The following is a 16,712-nucleotide window of genomic DNA, read 5'->3' as shown; positions in this document are numbered from 1 at the left end:
TGGGGTCGCCCTTTCTTTGGTTCCTTTCTTTCGGCGACGCGAAAGAAAGGGACTCGCCTGCCGGGCGACTCCCGGCCTCCGCCCTCAAAGAAGGCACGCCATTCGATGCGCACTAGCCCCCAGACTCAGCGCGCAAAACAGACGCATGAAGCCGTCAACTTCCGCCGGCCATCTCCAGTCCCTTAGCTAGAGTGATCACTATAAAAATCATAGCTGCTAAGGTATGAAACACTAGCGCATCCAGCCAAAAACACCAAAAACTCACCCCGCAGGCAGCCGCATCCCCACCCGCAACCCCTTCGGCACCACCCCTTCCGCCACTATCCGCCCCCCGTGCCGCAGCGCGATCTCTTCCACGATCGAGAGCCCCAGCCCACAGCCGCCCGCCTTGTCCGACCCACGCCAGAACCGCGCAAACAGATCGCCCAGATGCTCGGCCGGCACGCCCGGTCCATCGTCCTCCACCACCAGCAGCGCCCAATGCCCGGGCTCGTCATGGCCCACGCGCACCGTCACCGTGGCGCCGGGGCCCGCGTAGTGCAGCGCGTTGTCGATGAGGTTGTTCAACGCCTCGCGCAGCAGCAGCGGGTGGCCCTGCGCGGGCAGGTGGTCCACACCCTCGTAGCCCAGGTCCATGCCCTGGGCCAGGGCGCGGGCGGCCCATTCGCGGGCCACCTCGCGGGCCAGGGCGGCGAGGTCGATGGACTGCATCTCCACGTTTGACTCCGAGCGCGCCAGTTGCAGCAGCTGGTGCACCAGGTGCGCGCTGCGTTGCGCGGCCGACAGCACCTTTTGCAGGCGGGCCTGCACTGCGGGTTCGTGGCTTTCGTGCAGGGCCAGTTCGGTCTGGCCGATCAGGCCTGCGAGCGGCGTGCGCAGCTGGTGGGCAGCGTCGTTCAGAAAACGCTTTTCCTTTTGCTGGCCACGCGCCACGGTCTCCAGCAGGCGGTTGATGGTGCTGGCCAGCGAATGCACTTCCTGCGGGGCAGAGGTCAGCTCGATGGGCGGCAGCGGCGTGGTGCCCGTGTGGGGCTGTGCGCCGGCTCGTTCAATTTGCGCCTCCAGGCGCTTGAGGGGTTGCAGGCCGCGCAGCACGCCGGCGTACACCACGGCGCTCAGGGCCAGGCCCATCAGGCCCATGGGGAACACCATGCGCTCCAGCAGTTCCTGCGCAATGCGCTCGCGCACTGTGAGGCTCTGGGCCACCTGCACGCGCAGGCGCTGGCGGGTGGAGGCGGTGCCGTAGTCCACATCCAGCAAGGCCACGCGCACCGGTTTGTCATCCACCCGTGCCTGGTACAAAAACGCTTCGCCCACCGCCACATCAACCTGGGCGGGCGGTGGCGGCAGCTGCGCGTTGCCCAGCAAAAAGCGGCCGGGCGGGGACGACACCATGTAGGTGATGCGGTCGGCCGGGTCCTGTTCCAGGATGTCCTGCGCGGCCTTTGGAAAGTCCACCAGCAGCCCATCGCCAATCGGCTTGATCTGCCGCGCCAGCGCCCGCACCGACTGGGTGAGCGTCTGGTCAATGCCCTTCTCGCCGTTCTGCAGCGCAATGCGCCACGCCAGAAACCCACCCGACAGCCACAGCACCAGCTGCGGCAGCAGCAGCCACAGCAGCAGCTTGCGTTGAAGAGAAACACCCGGGACGTGACGCATGAATGGCCGTAAAAATTAAACGGCGCGCGTCTTGCAACTGGCGCGACCAAGGCCAGTGCCGCCGCGCAAGGGCCGCCCCGCCGCGCTGGCGGCGTCCCCCCCACGGGGGGAAGATGCGCAGCATCTCAGGGGGGGCTTCATGGTTTATTCAGCATGTACCCCAGCCCCCGGATATTGCGGATCACCAGGTTGGACTGGTCGAGCTTCTTGCGCAGACGGTGCACATACACCTCCAGTGCATTGGAGTTCAGCGGGGCGGCGGTTTGGCCGGGCTCGGGCGGGCTGGCGCGCCAGGCGGCCAGCACGTCGTCGCGCGTGACGACTTCGCCACAGCGGTGGGCCAGCAGCTCCAGCAGCTCCCACTCGCGCTGGGTCAGCTCCAGCAGGTCGCCGTTCAGGGCAGCGGCATGGCTGGCGTGGTCCAGCACCAGCGGGCCGATGGTGGTGCTGGCAACACCCGCCGCGCTGCTGGCCTGGGTGAAGGCGGGCTGGCGCGCGCGGCGCAGCATGGCCTGCAGGCGGGCCTGCAGCTCTTGCATGTTGAAGGGCTTGGTGATGTAGTCGTCGGCCCCGGCGTTCAGGCCCAGCACGCGGTCGTCGACGCCGTCGCGGGCGGTGAGGATCAGCACGGGCAGGCCGGCAATGTGCGCGCGGGCCCAGGTCAGCAGCTCCATGCCGTCGGCGCCGGGCAGGCCCAGGTCCAGGATGATGCCGTCCACCGCCTGCGTCTGCAAAAGCGCCATGGCCTGCGCCACGCTGCTGGCGGTGCAGACGCTGTAATCGAGTTGCTTGAGCTGGCCGGTGAGAGCGTCGAGCAGGAGGGCGTCGTCTTCGACAATCAGTATCGTGGCCATGGATTGAGCATAACAAAGGCCCCTGCAACGGGCCCTCTGTGGGGCCGCTGCGACTCTCAGGGAAAGCCCTGAGAATTAAATTAATTATTGTAATTAAAGTACCGACTGCGCTGAACGGCACCGGTATCACGGCGCAGCAACGGGTTCTGAAAACAACGTCGAGGAGACAAGGGTATGTGGAAGATGACAAAGATCGCCGCACTGGCGGTGGGCCTGGCGGCCGCGATGTCTGCCAGCGCGGGGGAGGTCGAGGTCCTGCACTACTGGACATCGGGCGGCGAGGCCAAGTCGGCCGCCGAGCTCAAGAAGATCATGCAGTCCAAAGGCCACACCTGGCGCGACTTTGCCGTGGCGGGCGGCGGTGGCGACAGCGCCATGACGGTGCTCAAGAGCCGCGTGATCTCGGGCAACCCGCCCTCGGCCGCCCAGGTCAAGGGCCCGGCTATCCAGGAATGGGCGTCCGAAGGCGTGCTGGCCAATGTCGATGCGCTGGCCAAGACCGAGAAGTGGGACGACGTGCTGCCCAAGGTGGTCGCCGACGTGATGAAGTACAAGGGCAGCTACGTGGCTGCCCCGGTCAACGTGCACCGCGTGAACTGGCTGTGGGCCAGCTCCGATGCGCTCAAGAAGGCGGGCGTTACCAGCATGCCCAAGACCTGGGACGAGTTCTTTGCCGCTGCCGACAAGCTCAAGGCCGCAGGCCTGGTCCCCGTGGCCCATGGCGGCCAGAACTGGCAGGACTTCACGACCTTTGAATCCGTGGTGCTGGGCGTGGGCGGTGCCAAGTTCTACCAGGACGCGCTGGTCAAACTGGACGACAAGGCCATCAACAGCGACACCATGAAGAAGTCGCTGGAGACCTTCCGCCGTATCAAAACCTACACCGACCCGGGCGCTCCCGGCCGCGACTGGAACCTGGCCACGGCCATGCTCATCCAGGGCAAGGCGGGCTTCCAGCTGATGGGTGACTGGGCAAAGGGTGAGTTCATCGCGGCCAACAAGGCGCCGGGCAAGGACTTCCAGTGCGCAGCGGCACCGGGCACGGCCAACGCGTTCACCTTCAACGTGGACTCGTTCATCCTGTTCAAGCTCAAGGACGCCGCAGCACAGAAGGCGCAGAGCGACCTGGCCAGCTCCATCATGAGCCCTGAGTTCCAGGAGGTGTTCAACCTCAACAAGGGCTCGATCCCTGTGCGCACCGGACAGAAGATGGACAAGTTTGACGACTGCGCCAAGCTGTCCAGCAAAGACTTTGCCGACACTGCCAAGAGCGGTGGCCTGGTGCCCAGCGTGGCCCATGGCATGGCGATTGCGCCTGCCACCGAAGGGGCGATCAAGGATGTCGTCAGCCAGTTCTGGAACGACGACAAGGTGAGCGTCGCCGACGCCATGAAGAAGATCGCGGCCGCCGCGAAGACCAAGTAAGCCGTGTACGACACACGCACCCGCACGCACTAAAACCAACCCCAGAGGGATCCCATCATGAAGACAAGAAACCGCCTCACGGCGGTGGCTTTGGCCGCCGCATGCGCGAATGGCGCCTTTGCTATGGACGTAGCAGGCTTTGAGTTCAACGGCTACTCCCGCGGTGGCCCGGTGTTCAACCACTCCGACGGCGTCAAGGGCAACCTGACGCTGGGCGGCGAGCTGCAGAAATACCGCCTGGGCAACGAGGGCGACAACGGCATCGAAGTCAACTTCGCCAAGGGCTTCGAGGCCGGCGGCATCAACTGGAAGGTGAACTACATGCCCGCCAAGTGGGGCAGTGGCGACATCAGCACCGAACAGGCGTTTGTGGAAATGAGCGGCTTCTCGTTCTCGCCCGAAGCCAAGTTCTGGGTGGGCCAGCGCCGCCTGCGGATCCAGGACGTGCACATCGTCGACTACTTCCTGCTGAACTACGGCGACAACATCGGCGCCGGTGTGACCGACGTGCCTGTGGGTGGCATGAAGCTGGGCGTGGGCGTGTTCTCTGGCGACAAGTTTGACGGTGGCCTGCCCAACAACGTGAAGGCACACCGCATCAACGCCGACCTGTCCGAGATCAACACCAACCCCGGCGGCAAGCTGCGGGTGCTGCTGACCGCCGTGGGCGGCAAGAACCAGGTGGGCGGCGGCTCTGGCTCCGGCATCTCGCTGATGCACACGCAAAAGGAGTTCCTGCTTCCCAGCATCACCAACACGCTGTACCTGCAGACATCGCGCGGCCATGCGCGTATTGACGGGGAGTTTGAGGCCATCGAGGGCACCAGCGCAGGCAAGCGCGCCACCCGCATCGCCGACTCCATCAACTGGCAAAGCGGCCCGTTTGGCGGCCAGGCCCTCATTGGCTACCAGACCAACAAGGCCGACCTGACCGGCGTGGAGACCAAGGACTTCTCGCTGGGCGGCCGTGGCTCGTACGCGTTCACAAAGAACTTCAAGGGCCTGGTGGAGCTGTCCACCACCACCCGCAAGGGCAGTGGTCCGGACCAGCGACTGTCCAAGGTCACGCTGGCGGGTGCCCTGGCACTGAATGAAGACTTCTGGTCGCGTCCTGAGCTGCGTCTGTACGTGACCAAGGCCAACTGGAATCAAGCGGCGGCTGTGGCCAACGCAGGCACCTTTGGCGCCAATGGCAAGACCTCGCGCACGCTGGTGGGCGTGCAGTACGAGGTGTGGTGGTAAGAGGGAGAGAGTGAGTAGCGAGTTAGTTTGAGGTAGACACTTTGTTCATTGGGGGGTGCTCTGTGCGCACCCCCCTTTTTTCATGTGACACAAAGTGGGTGAGTGAATGAGTGAAACGGTGATTCAGTGACTGATCGAGACACCGCGTACCGCGCGCGCAGCGTGTGCAGTGCGTACGCAAGAGAGATTCGCAAGCAATGAAGAATTCCTTTGAAACCTGGCTGCCCAGGCTGGTGGTGACCCCGGCGTTTGTGCTGGGTTTTGCCTTCATCTATGGCCTCATGGTGTGGAACGGCGTGCTCAGCCTCACCGCATCGCGCATGCTGCCCAACTACGAATGGGCGGGCCTGGCGCAGTACGAGCGCCTGTGGGAGATGGACCGCTGGTGGGTCGCCCTGAAGAACCTGGGCATTTTTGGCGTGGGCTATGTGGGCGGATCGCTGGTGATTGGTGTGGTGCTGGCCGTGCTGCTGGACCAGAAGATCCGCGCCGAGGGCGCGCTGCGCACCATCTACCTGTACCCCATGGCGCTGTCGTTCGTGGTGACCGGAACGGCCTGGAAGTGGCTGCTGAACCCCGGCCTGGGCATCGAAAAGATGGTGCGCGACTGGGGCTTCACGAACTTTGAATTTGGCTGGCTGGTGGACACCGAGATGGCGATCTACTGCGTGGTCATCGCCGGCATCTGGCAAAGCGCGGGCTTCGCAATGGCGCTGTTCCTGGCCGGGCTGCGCGGCATCGACGACAGCATCATCAAGGCCGCGCAGGTCGATGGTGCGTCGCTGCCGCGCATCTACTGGCGCATCGTGCTGCCCGCGCTGCGGCCGGTGTTCTTCTCCACGCTCATGGTGCTGTCGCACCTGGCCATCAAGAGCTTTGACCTAGTGATGGCGCTGACCGCGGGCGGCCCCGGTTTTGCCACCGATGTGCCCGCCACCTTCATGTACACCATGTCGTTCTCGCGCGGGCAGATTGGCCTGGGCGCGGCCAGCGCCACCATGATGCTGGCCACCGTCGCGGCCCTGGTGATTCCTTACCTTTACAGCGAACTGCGGAGCAAACCCCATGACCGCTAAGCCCTCTGTGTTTCCGTCCGTGGGCCGCCTGCTGGTCTATGGCGTGCTGGCCCTGGCCACCGCGTTCTTTCTGCTGCCGCTGTACGCCATGCTGGTCACCTCGTTCAAGGACGCTGAGGAGATTCGCAGCACCTCGCTGTTGGCACTGCCCGCTGCGCTGAACTGGTCGGCCTGGGGCACGGCCTGGCAGAGCGCCTGCACGGGCGTGGACTGCAACGGCCTGCGCCCGTTTTTCTGGAACTCGGTGGCTATGGCCGTGCCGGCCGTGCTGATCTCCACCGTGTGGGGCGCGCTCAACGGCTATGTTCTGAGCCTGTGGAAGTTTCGCGGCAGCGACACGCTGTTTGGCCTGCTGCTGTTTGGCGTGTTCATGCCCTTCCAGGTCGTGCTGCTGCCCATGAGCCAGGTGCTGGGCTGGCTGGGGTTGTCCAGCTCCATCACCGGGCTGGTGCTGGTGCACTGCCTGGCCGGGCTGGCGGGTACCACGCTGTTCTTTCGCAACTACTACGCGGCCATCCCCAAGGAGCTGGTGAACGCCGCACGCATGGACGGCGCAAGCTTCTGGCAGATCTTCTGGCGCATCGTGCTGCCGCTGTCCACGCCCATCGTGATGGTCACGCTGATCTGGCAGTTCACCAACATCTGGAACGACTTTCTGTTCGGCGTGGTGTTCTCGGGCACCGAGTCCAAGCCCATCACCGTGGGCCTGAACAACTTGGCCAACACCAGCAGCAGTGTGAAGGCCTACAACGTGGACATGGCGGCCGCCATCATCGCGGGCCTGCCCACGATGGTGATCTATGTGCTGGCGGGTAAATTTTTTGTGCGCGGGCTGACGGCCGGCGCGGTGAAGGGATAAATCATGGCGTCATCACTCGACATTGCAGGCATCAACAAGCGCTTTGGCAAGGGCGACAAGAGCGTGGAGGTGCTGCGCAAGGTGGACATCCACGTCGCGCCCGGCGAGTTCCTCATTCTGGTCGGCCCCTCGGGCTGCGGCAAGTCCACGCTGCTCAACATCATTGCGGGGCTCGATGAACCCACTGAGGGCGAGATCCGCATTGGCGGCAAGAACGTGGTGGGCATGCCCCCGCGCGACCGCGATATCGCCATGGTGTTCCAGAGCTACGCGCTGTACCCCACGCTGAGCGTGGCCGACAACATCGGCTTTGCGCTGGAGATGCGCAAGATGCCCAAGGCCGAGCGCCAAAAGCGCATCAACGAAGTGGCCGCCATGCTGCAGATCAGCCACCTGCTGGACCGCCGGCCCAGCCAGCTCTCGGGCGGCCAGCGCCAGCGTGTGGCCATGGGGCGGGCGCTGGCGCGCCAGCCGCAACTGTTCCTGTTCGACGAGCCGCTGTCCAACCTGGACGCCAAGCTGCGCGTGGAGATGCGCGCCGAAATCAAGCGCCTGCACCAGGCCAGCGGCATCACCAGCGTGTACGTCACGCACGACCAGGTCGAGGCCATGACGCTGGGCTCGCGCATCGCGGTGATGAAGGGCGGTGTGGTGCAGCAGCTGGGCACGCCGGACGACATCTACAACCGCCCCGCCAACACCTATGTGGCCACCTTCATCGGCTCGCCCACCATGAACCTGCTGCGCGGTGCTGCCACGGGGGGGCAGTTTGGCATCCAGGGCGCAGCGTTGAACCTGGCGGCCCCCGCCAGTGCCAACGAGGTGCTGCTGGGCGTGCGCCCCGAGCACCTGGTGATGCAGGAGACGGCCCCGTGGCGCGGCCGCGTCAGCGTGGTGGAGCCCACGGGCCCCGACACCTATGTGATGGTGGACACGGCCGCAGGCAGCGTCACGCTGCGCACCGACGCCCAGACCCGCGTGCAGCCCGGCGACGCCGTCGGCCTGGCGGTAGAGCCCGCCAACGCCCACTGGTTTGACGCCAGCAGCGAGAATCGGCTGGCGTGAGCCGCGCGGCGCAAGCGCCGCCGGATCGTTGCATGTAGTGTGCTGTCCCGCAAATAGCTGCACATGAAATCGCGTCCTCACCCCCAGGGCTGCGTTGCAAATCCTCGCGATAGCGACGGCTATCACTGTGGTTTGCGCCTTGCTCTGGGCGCGATGTCATCGATTTCATTTCGTGCAGCTATTTGCGGGACAGCACACTGGTTGCTATTGAAACAATAGCTGTTGGCGCATGTTCTACTAGCGCTGGGAGCTGTTTTTGCTTAAAAACACCGCATGACACCCCTGCGCCTGCTGGCCGACATCGGCGGCACCAACATTCGCCTGGCCTGGCAAGACCAGCCCGATGGCCCCCTGCACGACACCCGTGTGCTGCCCTGCGCACAGTTCCCCACGGTGGACGCCGCACTAGCGGCCTATCTGGCCGAAGTGAACATCGCCACCCCGCGCGAGGCGGCGTTTGGCATTGCCAACCCCGTCACGGGAGACGCCATCCGCATGACCAACCACAGCTGGAGCTTCTCGCAGCGCGCCGTGCGCGAGGCCTTTGGTTTTGAGCGGCTGGTGGTCATCAACGACTTCACCGCACTCGCGCTGGCGCTGCCCCTGCTCACGCCCGAGCAGCTGCGCCCCGTGGGCGGCGGTGTGGCCGTGCCGGGCGCTGCGATTGCGCTGCTGGGCCCGGGCACGGGCCTGGGCGTGTCGGGCCTGGTGTTTCCGCCCGGCTCGAGCCTGGGGGTGCCGCTGTCCGGCGAGGGCGGCCATGTCACGCTGGCCGCGCAGACCCAGCGCGAGTTCGATGTGCTGGGCATTCTGCAAGAGCGCTACGGCCACGTGTCGGCTGAACGCGCCGTGTGTGGCGCCGGGCTGGTGGACCTGTACCACGCGCTGCGCCGGCTGGCCCAGCGCGGTGGCAAGGAAGTCAGCTCCGCCGCGCAGGTGACCGAGCTGGCGCTGCAGGCCAACGACCCGCTGGCGCTGGAGGCGCTGGAGCTGTTCTGCGGCTTTCTGGGCAGTGTGGCGGGCAACCTGGCGCTCACGCTGGGTGCACGCGGTGGTGTGTACCTGGGCGGCGGCATGGTGCCGCGCCTGGGCACATGGTTTGACCAGTCCCCGTTCCGCGCACGGTTTGAATCCAAAGGGCGCTTCCAGTCCTATCTGGCGACCATTCCCTGCTGGGTCATCGACCCCGGCGCCACGCCCGCGCTGTTTGGCGCATCGCGCTCGCTGGACATTGCGGGCTCGGACGCATGAGCAGCAACAGCGCACCACCGCCCGTGCTCCGGCCCACTGGTGTGCACCACGTGGCCATCATCGCCAGCGACTACGCCCGCTCCCGCCGCTTCTACACCGAGGTTCTGGGCTTGCAGGTGGTGCACGAGCACTACCGCGCCGAGCGGCAGTCGTACAAGCTCGACCTGCAACTGCCCGATGGCACGCAGGTGGAGCTGTTTTCCTTTCCTGAGCCGCCTGCGCGCCCGTCCTATCCCGAGGCCTGTGGCCTGCGCCACCTGGCCCTGCGCGTGGCCGACATGGCGGCCAGTGTCGCTGCCCTGGCGGCGCACGGTGTGGCCGTGGAGCCGGTGCGCACGGACCCGTTCACCGGGGCGCTGTTCACCTTTTTTGCCGACCCGGACGGGTTGCCGATCGAGCTGGTCGGGCCGGCCTGACCGGTGCAGGTTCTCCTTCGTTGCCCTGCACTCAGTCCACGGCGATGCGGCGTTCCTTGATGAGCGCGGACAGGAGCTGCGTTTCTGCCCCGATGGTCTGCTGGAAGGCGGTGGCGTCCTGCACGATGGGTTCGGCCCCCAGGTCGGCAAAGCGGCTTTTCACCTCCGGCAGGGCGACCGCCTTGGCGATCTCGCTGGCCAGTCGGTTCACGATGTCGCTGGGCGTGCCTGCGGGCGCAAACACGCCAAACCAGTTGCCCAGCTCCACGCCCTTGATGCCCAGCTCGGTCAGGGTGGGGGCCTCCGGGAAGAAGGCCGAGCGCTTGGTGCCCGTCACGGCCAGCAGCCGTGCGCGGCCTTCGCGGATGTGCTGGAAGCCGGTGGCCGGGTCGAAGTAGTAGTCCACCTGCCCGGCCAGGATGTCCTGCAGCGCCGGTGCCGCGCCCCGGTAGGGCACATGCACGGCGTCAAATCCCGCCTGCTGCTTGAAGAGTTCGCCCACCAGGTGCATCTGGGTGCCAGCCCCCCCGGAGGCATAGCTGAGCTTGCCAGGCGCCGCCTTGGCCATGGTCACCAGGTCGTTGGCGCTTTGTACGGGCAGCCCCTTTTTGGCCACGAGGTAGAGCTGGGCGTAGCCCAGGCTGGCCACGGGGCGCAGGTCGCGCTCGGGGTTCAGTGCAGGCTTGAACAGGAAGGGGTTGGCCGTCTGCACCGAGATGGGGGCCACCATCAGCGTGTGGCCATCGGGTGCTGCCTTGCTGGTTTCCATCACGCCCAGGTTGCCGCTGGCCCCCGGCTTGTTGTCCACCACGACGGGCTGGCCGAGCGACTTGCTCAGTGCCGCGCCTGCGACGCGGGCCATCACGTCGGTGGTACCGCCAGCCGGAAAGCCCACGACCAGCCGGATGGGCTTGCTCGGCCACGCTGGGGGCTGGGCCAGGCTGGCGCCCGTGGTGGCGGCCAGGCAGGCTGCGGCGCTGGCGCGCAGCAGCAGGTTGCGACGGGTGATGAAGGTGCGAAGGGATGGGATATGCATGGTTTGTCTCCGTTGATGTTGTCTGTGGTGGCTGGTGGGCGCAATGGGGCAGGGCGGGTGTTGCTTCAGGGCTGGTGCGTCCTCCAGCCCGGCATGGGCGTTGCGCGGACAAGGCGCGTTTCCTGCGCCACGATCAGGTGCTCGGACGCTGCCAGGTAGGCGGGAAACGCTGGGTGGCTGTCGCGGGCCTGGCAGCGGCGCTCGTAGTCGGCCAGGTCTTCGTAGGCCCACAGGTGCACGAACTGGTTCAAGGGGCCGACCTGGCTGACGTAAAACCCCACGGGGTGTGCCAGCGTGTCCATCAGCACGGGCATGGCCATGCGGTTGAACACCTCCAGGAACTCGCCCATCTTGCGCAGGCGGATGGTGTAGATGCGGTGGTCCACCAGGGTCTTGGCCAAGGGCTCATGCGGCATGGCAGGCCTCCTTGCGGGTGGGCGCTGTGCGCTGGCCTGGCGGCCATGCGCCCGCTACGTGGCGGCCGGTGATCCAGCCAAAGGTCATGGCCGGCCCCAGCGTGATGCCGGCACCAGGGTAGTTGCCGCCCATGATGCTGGTGCGGTCGTTGCCCACGGCGTACAGCCCGGGTACGGCCTGCCCGTCGGCACGCAGCACCTGGCCTTCGGTGGTGGTGCGCAGGCCCTCGAAGGTGCCCAGGTCGCCCATGACGACCTTGACGGCGTAATAAGGGCCGGCACCAATAGGGGCCACGCAGGGGTTGGGCTGCTGGTCGGGGTCGGCCAGGTAGCGGTTGAAGGCCGTGGTGCCGCGCCCGAACTGGCGGTCCTCGCCGGTGCGCGCGCCAGCGTTGTACTCGCGCACGGTGGCTTCCAGCCCCTCGGGGTCGATGCCAGCGGCCTGGGCCAGGTCGGCCAGCGTGCGGCCCTTGAAGAGATAGCCCTTGCGAATCAGGCCGCCCACGGGCATGGGCGCGGGCTTGGCATAGCCCAGGCCGTATTTGGACAGCGTGGCCTGGTCGCACAGCAGCCACATGGCGGTTTCGCCCTGGTCGCGGCAGGCCTCGATCATGGCAGCGCCCACGTCGTGGTACGAATGGGACTCGTTGGTGAAACGCCGCCCGTTGCGCAGCACCCCGATGATGCCGGGCTTGTAGCGGTCCAGCAGGTGCGGAAACACCCCCGTGCGGCCTTGGCTCAGGGGCACGCGCGACACCGGCATCCAGGCGGCTGCGCCCACGCCGTCAAAGCGCTCATCCACTTGCCCACCGACCTGCGCACCCAGGCGCAGGCCATCGCCGGTGTTCTCTGCGGGCACAGGCGAGAGGTGCTCGCCACCGCTCGCCAGGTGCGGGTAGCGCTGGGTGATGCGGGCCACATCGTGGGGGTAGCCGCCGCAGGCCAGCACCACGCCCCGGCGGGTGCGGATGCGTCGTTCGCCCCGGGGCGTGTGCACGCGTGCGCCGGTCACGCGGTCGTCAGCTTGCAGCAGTTCGCGCGCTTCGGCCTCGGTGTGGATCGGAATGCCCAGGTCGAAACAGGTCTTGGCCAGGCGCGCAGCCAGGGCGTTGCCACTGGTCACTTGCACGCCCCGGCGGTAGCGCAGCAGGTCCAGCAGGTGGCCCCCCAGGCGCCGTGCCACATAGGCAGCCGATACCACCGATTTGGTGGCGCGGAAGAAATGCTTGAGGTCGGCGTTCGACGAGTTGAACATCATGCCCACGAAGGTGATCGTGGACAGCGGCGGGCGCAGCCGTGCCAGCTCTGGCCCCAGCTGGCTCGCGTCATAAGGCGCGGCCAGGATCGAGCGGCCAATGGCAGCGCCCCCTGGTGCGTCGGGGTGGTAGTCGGGGTAGAGCGTGGGCACGAAGCGCACGGCAGTCTCGCGCTCGAACCAGGCCACCATTTCGGGCGCATGGTCCAGGAAGGCGTCGACAGCGTCGGCTTGGTAGAACGGCCCCGTCTGGTCCTTCATGTAGGTGCGCATGGCCTCGCGGGTGTCTGGTGCAGCACATTGGGTGTTGCCGGGGATCCAGAGCACCCCGCCTGAGAAGGCAGTGGTGCCTCCGAAGCAGGTTGCCTTTTCGATCACGATGACATCCAGTCCGTGTTTCCTGGCCGCGATGGCGGTGGACAGGCCGCCGGCGCCGGAGCCCACGACCAGCAGGTCGCATGTCAGTTCCTGGCTGGAGGAAGGGTTGGCAGGGTTCATGTTGCAGTCTCCTTGTTGAGGGGGGCGTATGTGCAGGGGGCGCTGGGCATTGCCCATGCGGCGGCCTGCACCAGTGGGGCTTGGTGCGTGGGTTCTGGTGAGGGGGCGCCGTGCGGGGCGGTGCGCGTCAGGTGGCTGGGGCCGGTGTGCGGTTGAAGCCCGGGCGCGGCACCATGTCCATCAACATGCAGCCCAGGCCGCCATCGACCAGCAGCTCTGCGCCGTTCATGTAGGCAGATCGGTCGCTGGCGAGGAACAGCGCGGGTTCGGCGATATCCCGGGGCTCGCCGACGCGGCGGCTGGCCGTGGCTGCTGCGCGCCGCGCCTCGAAGCCTGGCTCCTCATAGAAGCGGGCAGACAGCGCGGTGCGGATCATTCCAGGGCAGATGGCGTTGCTGCGCACGCCCCGGGGGCCCCACTCGGCTGCCAACTGGCGCGACAGCAGAAGCACCCCCGCCTTGCTGGCGCTGTAGGCGCCGCTGGCGGTCTGCGGGTGCAGGGCCGATACCGAGGCCACATGCACCAGTGAACCCCGGCCCGCATGCAGCATGTCCTGCCCAAAGGCCCGCGAGCACAACAGGTAACCCGTGAGGTTGACGGCCAGCACGGCATTCCAGTCGGCCAGCGATACGCTGTCGAGGCTGCCTGGACGAAGCAGGCCCGCATTGTTGATCAGCACGGCGGCGGGCCCCAGGCTTTCGCGCACTTGTGTGGCTGCGGCGGACACGGCATTTTCGTCGGTGATGTCGCAGGCCACGGCGAGTGCATGGCCTCCCTGTGTGCCCAGTCGCGTGGCCATCTGCCGGGCCGCATCGCCGTCGCGGTCCACCAGGGCTACCCGTGCTCCCACCGCTGCCAATGACTCTGCAATAGCCGCTCCGATGCCGCTGCCCGCGCCGGTGACCACGCAGACGCGCCCATTCAGGCCCAGCCAGTCAGCGCATTGCGCAGGAGAAAAGTCATCGGGGGCGATGCGGTTGTCGCTGTGGTTCATGGGCTGCTGTCTCCTTGTTGTGATGGGGTGAAGCATCCCGCAACATGCCTGCTTTCTCAATCGACAAACCGGGCCATGAGCAGAACAATTCGTGCATCGATGGCAATAAAGGATGGGTAGAAACCATGAGAACCGAACCCGGCACCGTGCGCCAGTTCGCGCTCTACGGCACGCAGGACGCCGCGCCTGCCTGGGCTGATCTCGTGCATCTGGAGCGGGTGCCGGAGCGCTCCAGCCTGTTTGGCTGGGAGATTGACCTGCACTTTCACGAAGGGCTGATTCAGGTGCTGTACCTGACGGCAGGCGGTGAAGGCGGTAGCGCGCTGATGGATGGCAAACGCTGGCCGCTGCATCCTCCGTGCCTGGTGGTGGTGCCTGCGCGCACCGTGCATGGGTTCAGCTTTCACCCGGGCACGGACGGCCCGGTGATCACGGCTGCGCAAAAGCCCCTGGAGTCACTGGCCGCGCTGGCGGCACCGGAGTTGCTGGAGCACATCCGCCGCCCCCTGGTGCTCCCGGTGGATCCGGCGGGGCGCCATGCCCAGGCGCTGCAGCCCCTGTTCGAGGTGATCGGGCAGGAGGCCCATGTGGACGGCGGCGTGCGCGCTGCAGGCATGCCCCTGCTGGTGGCGCTGTTCGTGCAGATTGCCCGCCTAGCGCAGACTTCGGCAGCGCTGCCCGAGGCGGTGCCTTCGCGCAAGGCGGTGCAGATAGAGCGGTTTCGCGCCCTGTTGGACACGAACGTGCGCCAGCACACACCGGTGCACGCGTACGCGGATGCGCTCGGGATCTCTGTGGGGCAGCTCTCGCGGCTGTGCCGCGAGGTGCTGGGAGTCTCCGCCCAGGAGGTGGTCAACGCCCGCGTGGTGCATGAGGCCCAGCGGGAGCTGGTGTATTCATCCCTCTCGGTCAAGCAGATTGCGGCCGAACTGGGCTTTGAGGATGAGGCCTACTTCGGACGCTTCTTCAAGAAGCGCACCGGCCAACGCCCCACTGATTTCAGGCGCGAAGCCCGGGCGCAGCTGGCGGGTGCGTAGTGCGCGCCAAGCGCCTGTCTACGGGGGGCCTGCGAGGGGTATCAACAGGCCCCGGTGCCTCGGGCGCAGGGTGGATCCCGCCGGATTGGCGGGTGGTGACGGTGAAAAGAGAAGCCAAGACGAGGCGGCCGCCGGCCTCACATCTCCTCGCTCCAGCAGTACCCGTCGCGCGCAATCATCGCGCTCGCGGCACGCGGGCCCCAGCTGCCAGCGGGGTAGGGGCGGGGGCCTGCAGGGTCGTTTTTCCAGTATTGCAGGATGGGTTCCACCCAGCGCCAGGCTTCTTCCTGCTCGTCGCTGCGCACAAACAGGTTCAGGCGGCCAGCGATCACATCGAGCAGCAGGCGCTCGTATGCGCCCACACGCTCGGTGCCAAAGCGCTGGTCAAAGTCCAGGTTCAGGTGCACCTGCGACAGGGCTGGTTCGGTCTGGTGCTGCGCAGCGCCCTGGGCCATCAGGTGCAGCTCCAGCCCGTCCTTGGGCTGCAGGTTGATCACCAGGCGGTTGGCGGCGCCCGCAGGGGTCTTGAAGATGGGGTGTGGCACCGGGCGGAAGTTGATGACGATGTGCGCATCGCGCCCCGCCAGCCGCTTGCCGGTGCGGATGTAAAACGGCACACCCGCCCAGCGCCAGTTGCTGATCTCGGTGCGCAGCGCCACAAAGGTTTCGGTGGTGCTGCTGGCGGCCACGCCTTTCTCTTGCGCGTAGCCGGGCACGGGCTGGCCCTGGTGGTTGCCGGCCGCGTACTGCCCACGGATCACGTGCTGGCCGATGGTCTCCAGCGTCCAGGGCTTGAGCGACTGCAGCACCTTGAGCTTTTCGTCGCGGATGGCGTTGGCGCTGGAGTTGATGGGGGGCTCCATGCCGATCGCGCACAGCAGCTGCAGGGCGTGGTTCTGCACCATGTCGCGCAGTGCGCCGGTCTGGTCGTAGAACGCGCCGCGCGACTCCACACCCAGCTCCTCGGCAATCGTGATCTGGATGTTGGCAATGTTCTCGCGCCGCCACAGGGGCTCAAACAGTGCGTTGCCAAAACGCAGCGCAAACAGGTTCTGCACCGAGGGCTTGCCCAGGTAGTGGTCGATGCGAAAGACCTGCTCTTCCTTCAGCACGCGGCGCAGCGTGTCGTTGATGGCCTGGTTGGACTGCAGGTCGTGGCCCAGAGGTTTTTCCAGCACCACGCGGGTGGTGGGGCCGTTCAGGCCCACGGCGGCGATCTGCTCGCACACGTTGGTGAACAGGCTGGGAGCTGTGGCCACATACATCACCACCGAGTCGGCGCCGCGCGCCTTCAGGGTATCGGCCAGGCGCTCGTAGTCCTGGGTTTGGGACAGGTCCATGCGCAGGTAGTGCAGCAGCGCGGCAAAGCGTGCAAACTCGTCCGGACTAGGGCGCTTGGCCAGCTCCACGCTGTCGAACCGCGACTGGATCAGGCTGCGGTATTGTTCGTCGCTCAGGTCGTCGCGTGCCACCGCGATGATGCGTCCCCCCTCAGGCAGCGTGCCATGCCGAAAGGCCTGAAACAATGCGGGCATGAGCTTGCGCCAGGCGAGGTCGCCGGTGCCGCCGAACAGGACGAGGTCAAAACTCATGGTGTCTCCGTGATGGGGTGGTTCGTTTTGTTGCGTG

General features: G+C 66.4%; 15 protein-coding genes. 8 read left to right on the top strand and 7 right to left on the bottom strand.

Annotated features, from left to right (window positions below; translation table 11 throughout):
* Window positions 1–261: 261 nt before the first annotated feature.
* The gene (locus tag AC1Q64_RS07390) at window positions 262–1,659 is read right to left on the bottom strand and encodes a sensor histidine kinase (protein ID WP_492250898.1); all 1,398 of its coding nucleotides are present in this window, start codon (window positions 1,657–1,659) and stop codon (window positions 262–264) included.
* 137 nt (window positions 1,660–1,796) lie between these two features.
* Window positions 1,797–2,513, bottom strand: a complete 717-nt coding sequence (locus tag AC1Q64_RS07385; protein ID WP_056058426.1) for a response regulator transcription factor — start codon at window positions 2,511–2,513, stop codon at window positions 1,797–1,799.
* A 174-nt stretch (window positions 2,514–2,687) separates the two neighbouring features.
* Here AC1Q64_RS07385 and AC1Q64_RS07380 point away from each other — a divergent pair, with 174 nt between their 5' ends.
* From AC1Q64_RS07380 to gloA2, 7 genes are all read left to right on the top strand, one after another.
* Window positions 2,688–3,938 carry an ABC transporter substrate-binding protein gene (locus AC1Q64_RS07380; RefSeq protein WP_492250897.1) on the top strand — a complete coding sequence of 417 codons (1,251 nt, stop codon included), beginning with the start codon at window positions 2,688–2,690 and terminating at the stop codon, window positions 3,936–3,938.
* A gap of 57 nt (window positions 3,939–3,995) precedes the next feature.
* On the top strand, window positions 3,996–5,180 hold the full coding sequence (locus tag AC1Q64_RS07375; RefSeq protein ID WP_492250896.1) for a carbohydrate porin: 1,185 nt from the start codon (window positions 3,996–3,998) through the stop codon (window positions 5,178–5,180).
* 197 nt (window positions 5,181–5,377) lie between these two features.
* Window positions 5,378–6,256 (top strand): carbohydrate ABC transporter permease, encoded by an 879-nt coding sequence (locus AC1Q64_RS07370; RefSeq protein ID WP_015012611.1) that lies wholly within the window; start codon window positions 5,378–5,380, stop codon window positions 6,254–6,256.
* Entirely contained in the window at window positions 6,246–7,115 is an 870-nt protein-coding gene (locus tag AC1Q64_RS07365; protein ID WP_056744049.1) for a carbohydrate ABC transporter permease, read from the top strand. Before AC1Q64_RS07370 ends, AC1Q64_RS07365 begins: the two co-directional genes overlap by 11 nt.
* A gap of 3 nt (window positions 7,116–7,118) precedes the next feature.
* Window positions 7,119–8,180: an ABC transporter ATP-binding protein gene (locus tag AC1Q64_RS07360; protein WP_146869931.1), complete on the top strand. Its 1,062-nt coding sequence runs from the start codon at window positions 7,119–7,121 to the stop codon at window positions 8,178–8,180.
* 273 nt (window positions 8,181–8,453) lie between these two features.
* Window positions 8,454–9,431 carry a glucokinase gene (gene glk / locus AC1Q64_RS07355; RefSeq protein WP_492250895.1) on the top strand — a complete coding sequence of 326 codons (978 nt, stop codon included), beginning with the start codon at window positions 8,454–8,456 and terminating at the stop codon, window positions 9,429–9,431.
* Window positions 9,428–9,847, top strand: a complete 420-nt coding sequence (gloA2, locus tag AC1Q64_RS07350) for an SMU1112c/YaeR family gloxylase I-like metalloprotein (RefSeq protein ID WP_492250894.1) — start codon at window positions 9,428–9,430, stop codon at window positions 9,845–9,847. Before glk ends, gloA2 begins: the two co-directional genes overlap by 4 nt.
* A gap of 31 nt (window positions 9,848–9,878) precedes the next feature.
* Here the strand turns inward: gloA2 and AC1Q64_RS07345 are convergent, their stop codons facing one another.
* The 4 genes from AC1Q64_RS07345 to AC1Q64_RS07330 form a co-directional block, all read right to left on the bottom strand.
* Window positions 9,879–10,883 carry a tripartite tricarboxylate transporter substrate binding protein gene (locus tag AC1Q64_RS07345; RefSeq protein WP_492250893.1) on the bottom strand — a complete coding sequence of 335 codons (1,005 nt, stop codon included), beginning with the start codon at window positions 10,881–10,883 and terminating at the stop codon, window positions 9,879–9,881.
* Between the two features lie 65 nt (window positions 10,884–10,948).
* Window positions 10,949–11,299: an NIPSNAP family protein gene (locus tag AC1Q64_RS07340; protein WP_291436236.1), complete on the bottom strand. Its 351-nt coding sequence runs from the start codon at window positions 11,297–11,299 to the stop codon at window positions 10,949–10,951.
* The gene (locus tag AC1Q64_RS07335) at window positions 11,289–13,052 is read right to left on the bottom strand and encodes an FAD-dependent oxidoreductase (RefSeq protein WP_291436238.1); all 1,764 of its coding nucleotides are present in this window, start codon (window positions 13,050–13,052) and stop codon (window positions 11,289–11,291) included. Before AC1Q64_RS07335 ends, AC1Q64_RS07340 begins: the two co-directional genes overlap by 11 nt.
* 127 nt (window positions 13,053–13,179) lie before the next feature.
* Window positions 13,180–14,046: an SDR family NAD(P)-dependent oxidoreductase gene (locus AC1Q64_RS07330; protein WP_291436241.1), complete on the bottom strand. Its 867-nt coding sequence runs from the start codon at window positions 14,044–14,046 to the stop codon at window positions 13,180–13,182.
* 125 nt (window positions 14,047–14,171) lie between these two features.
* On the opposite strand from AC1Q64_RS07330, the gene AC1Q64_RS07325 reads away from it, so the two are divergent.
* Complete coding sequence (locus AC1Q64_RS07325) at window positions 14,172–15,083, top strand: helix-turn-helix domain-containing protein (RefSeq protein WP_116748983.1); 912 nt, start codon at window positions 14,172–14,174, stop codon at window positions 15,081–15,083.
* A gap of 137 nt (window positions 15,084–15,220) precedes the next feature.
* On the opposite strand, the gene zwf is transcribed toward AC1Q64_RS07325, so the two are convergent.
* A complete protein-coding gene (gene zwf / locus AC1Q64_RS07320; protein ID WP_291436245.1) occupies window positions 15,221–16,675 on the bottom strand; it encodes a glucose-6-phosphate dehydrogenase in 1,455 nt (484 codons plus the stop codon).
* Between the last annotated feature and the right edge of the window lie 37 nt (window positions 16,676–16,712).

It is taken from the genome of Acidovorax sp. GW835-FHT14G06, assembly GCF_058793595.1.
Note: the sequence above shows the minus strand (reverse complement) of the source record. Positions and strands in the feature narration are given on the sequence as shown.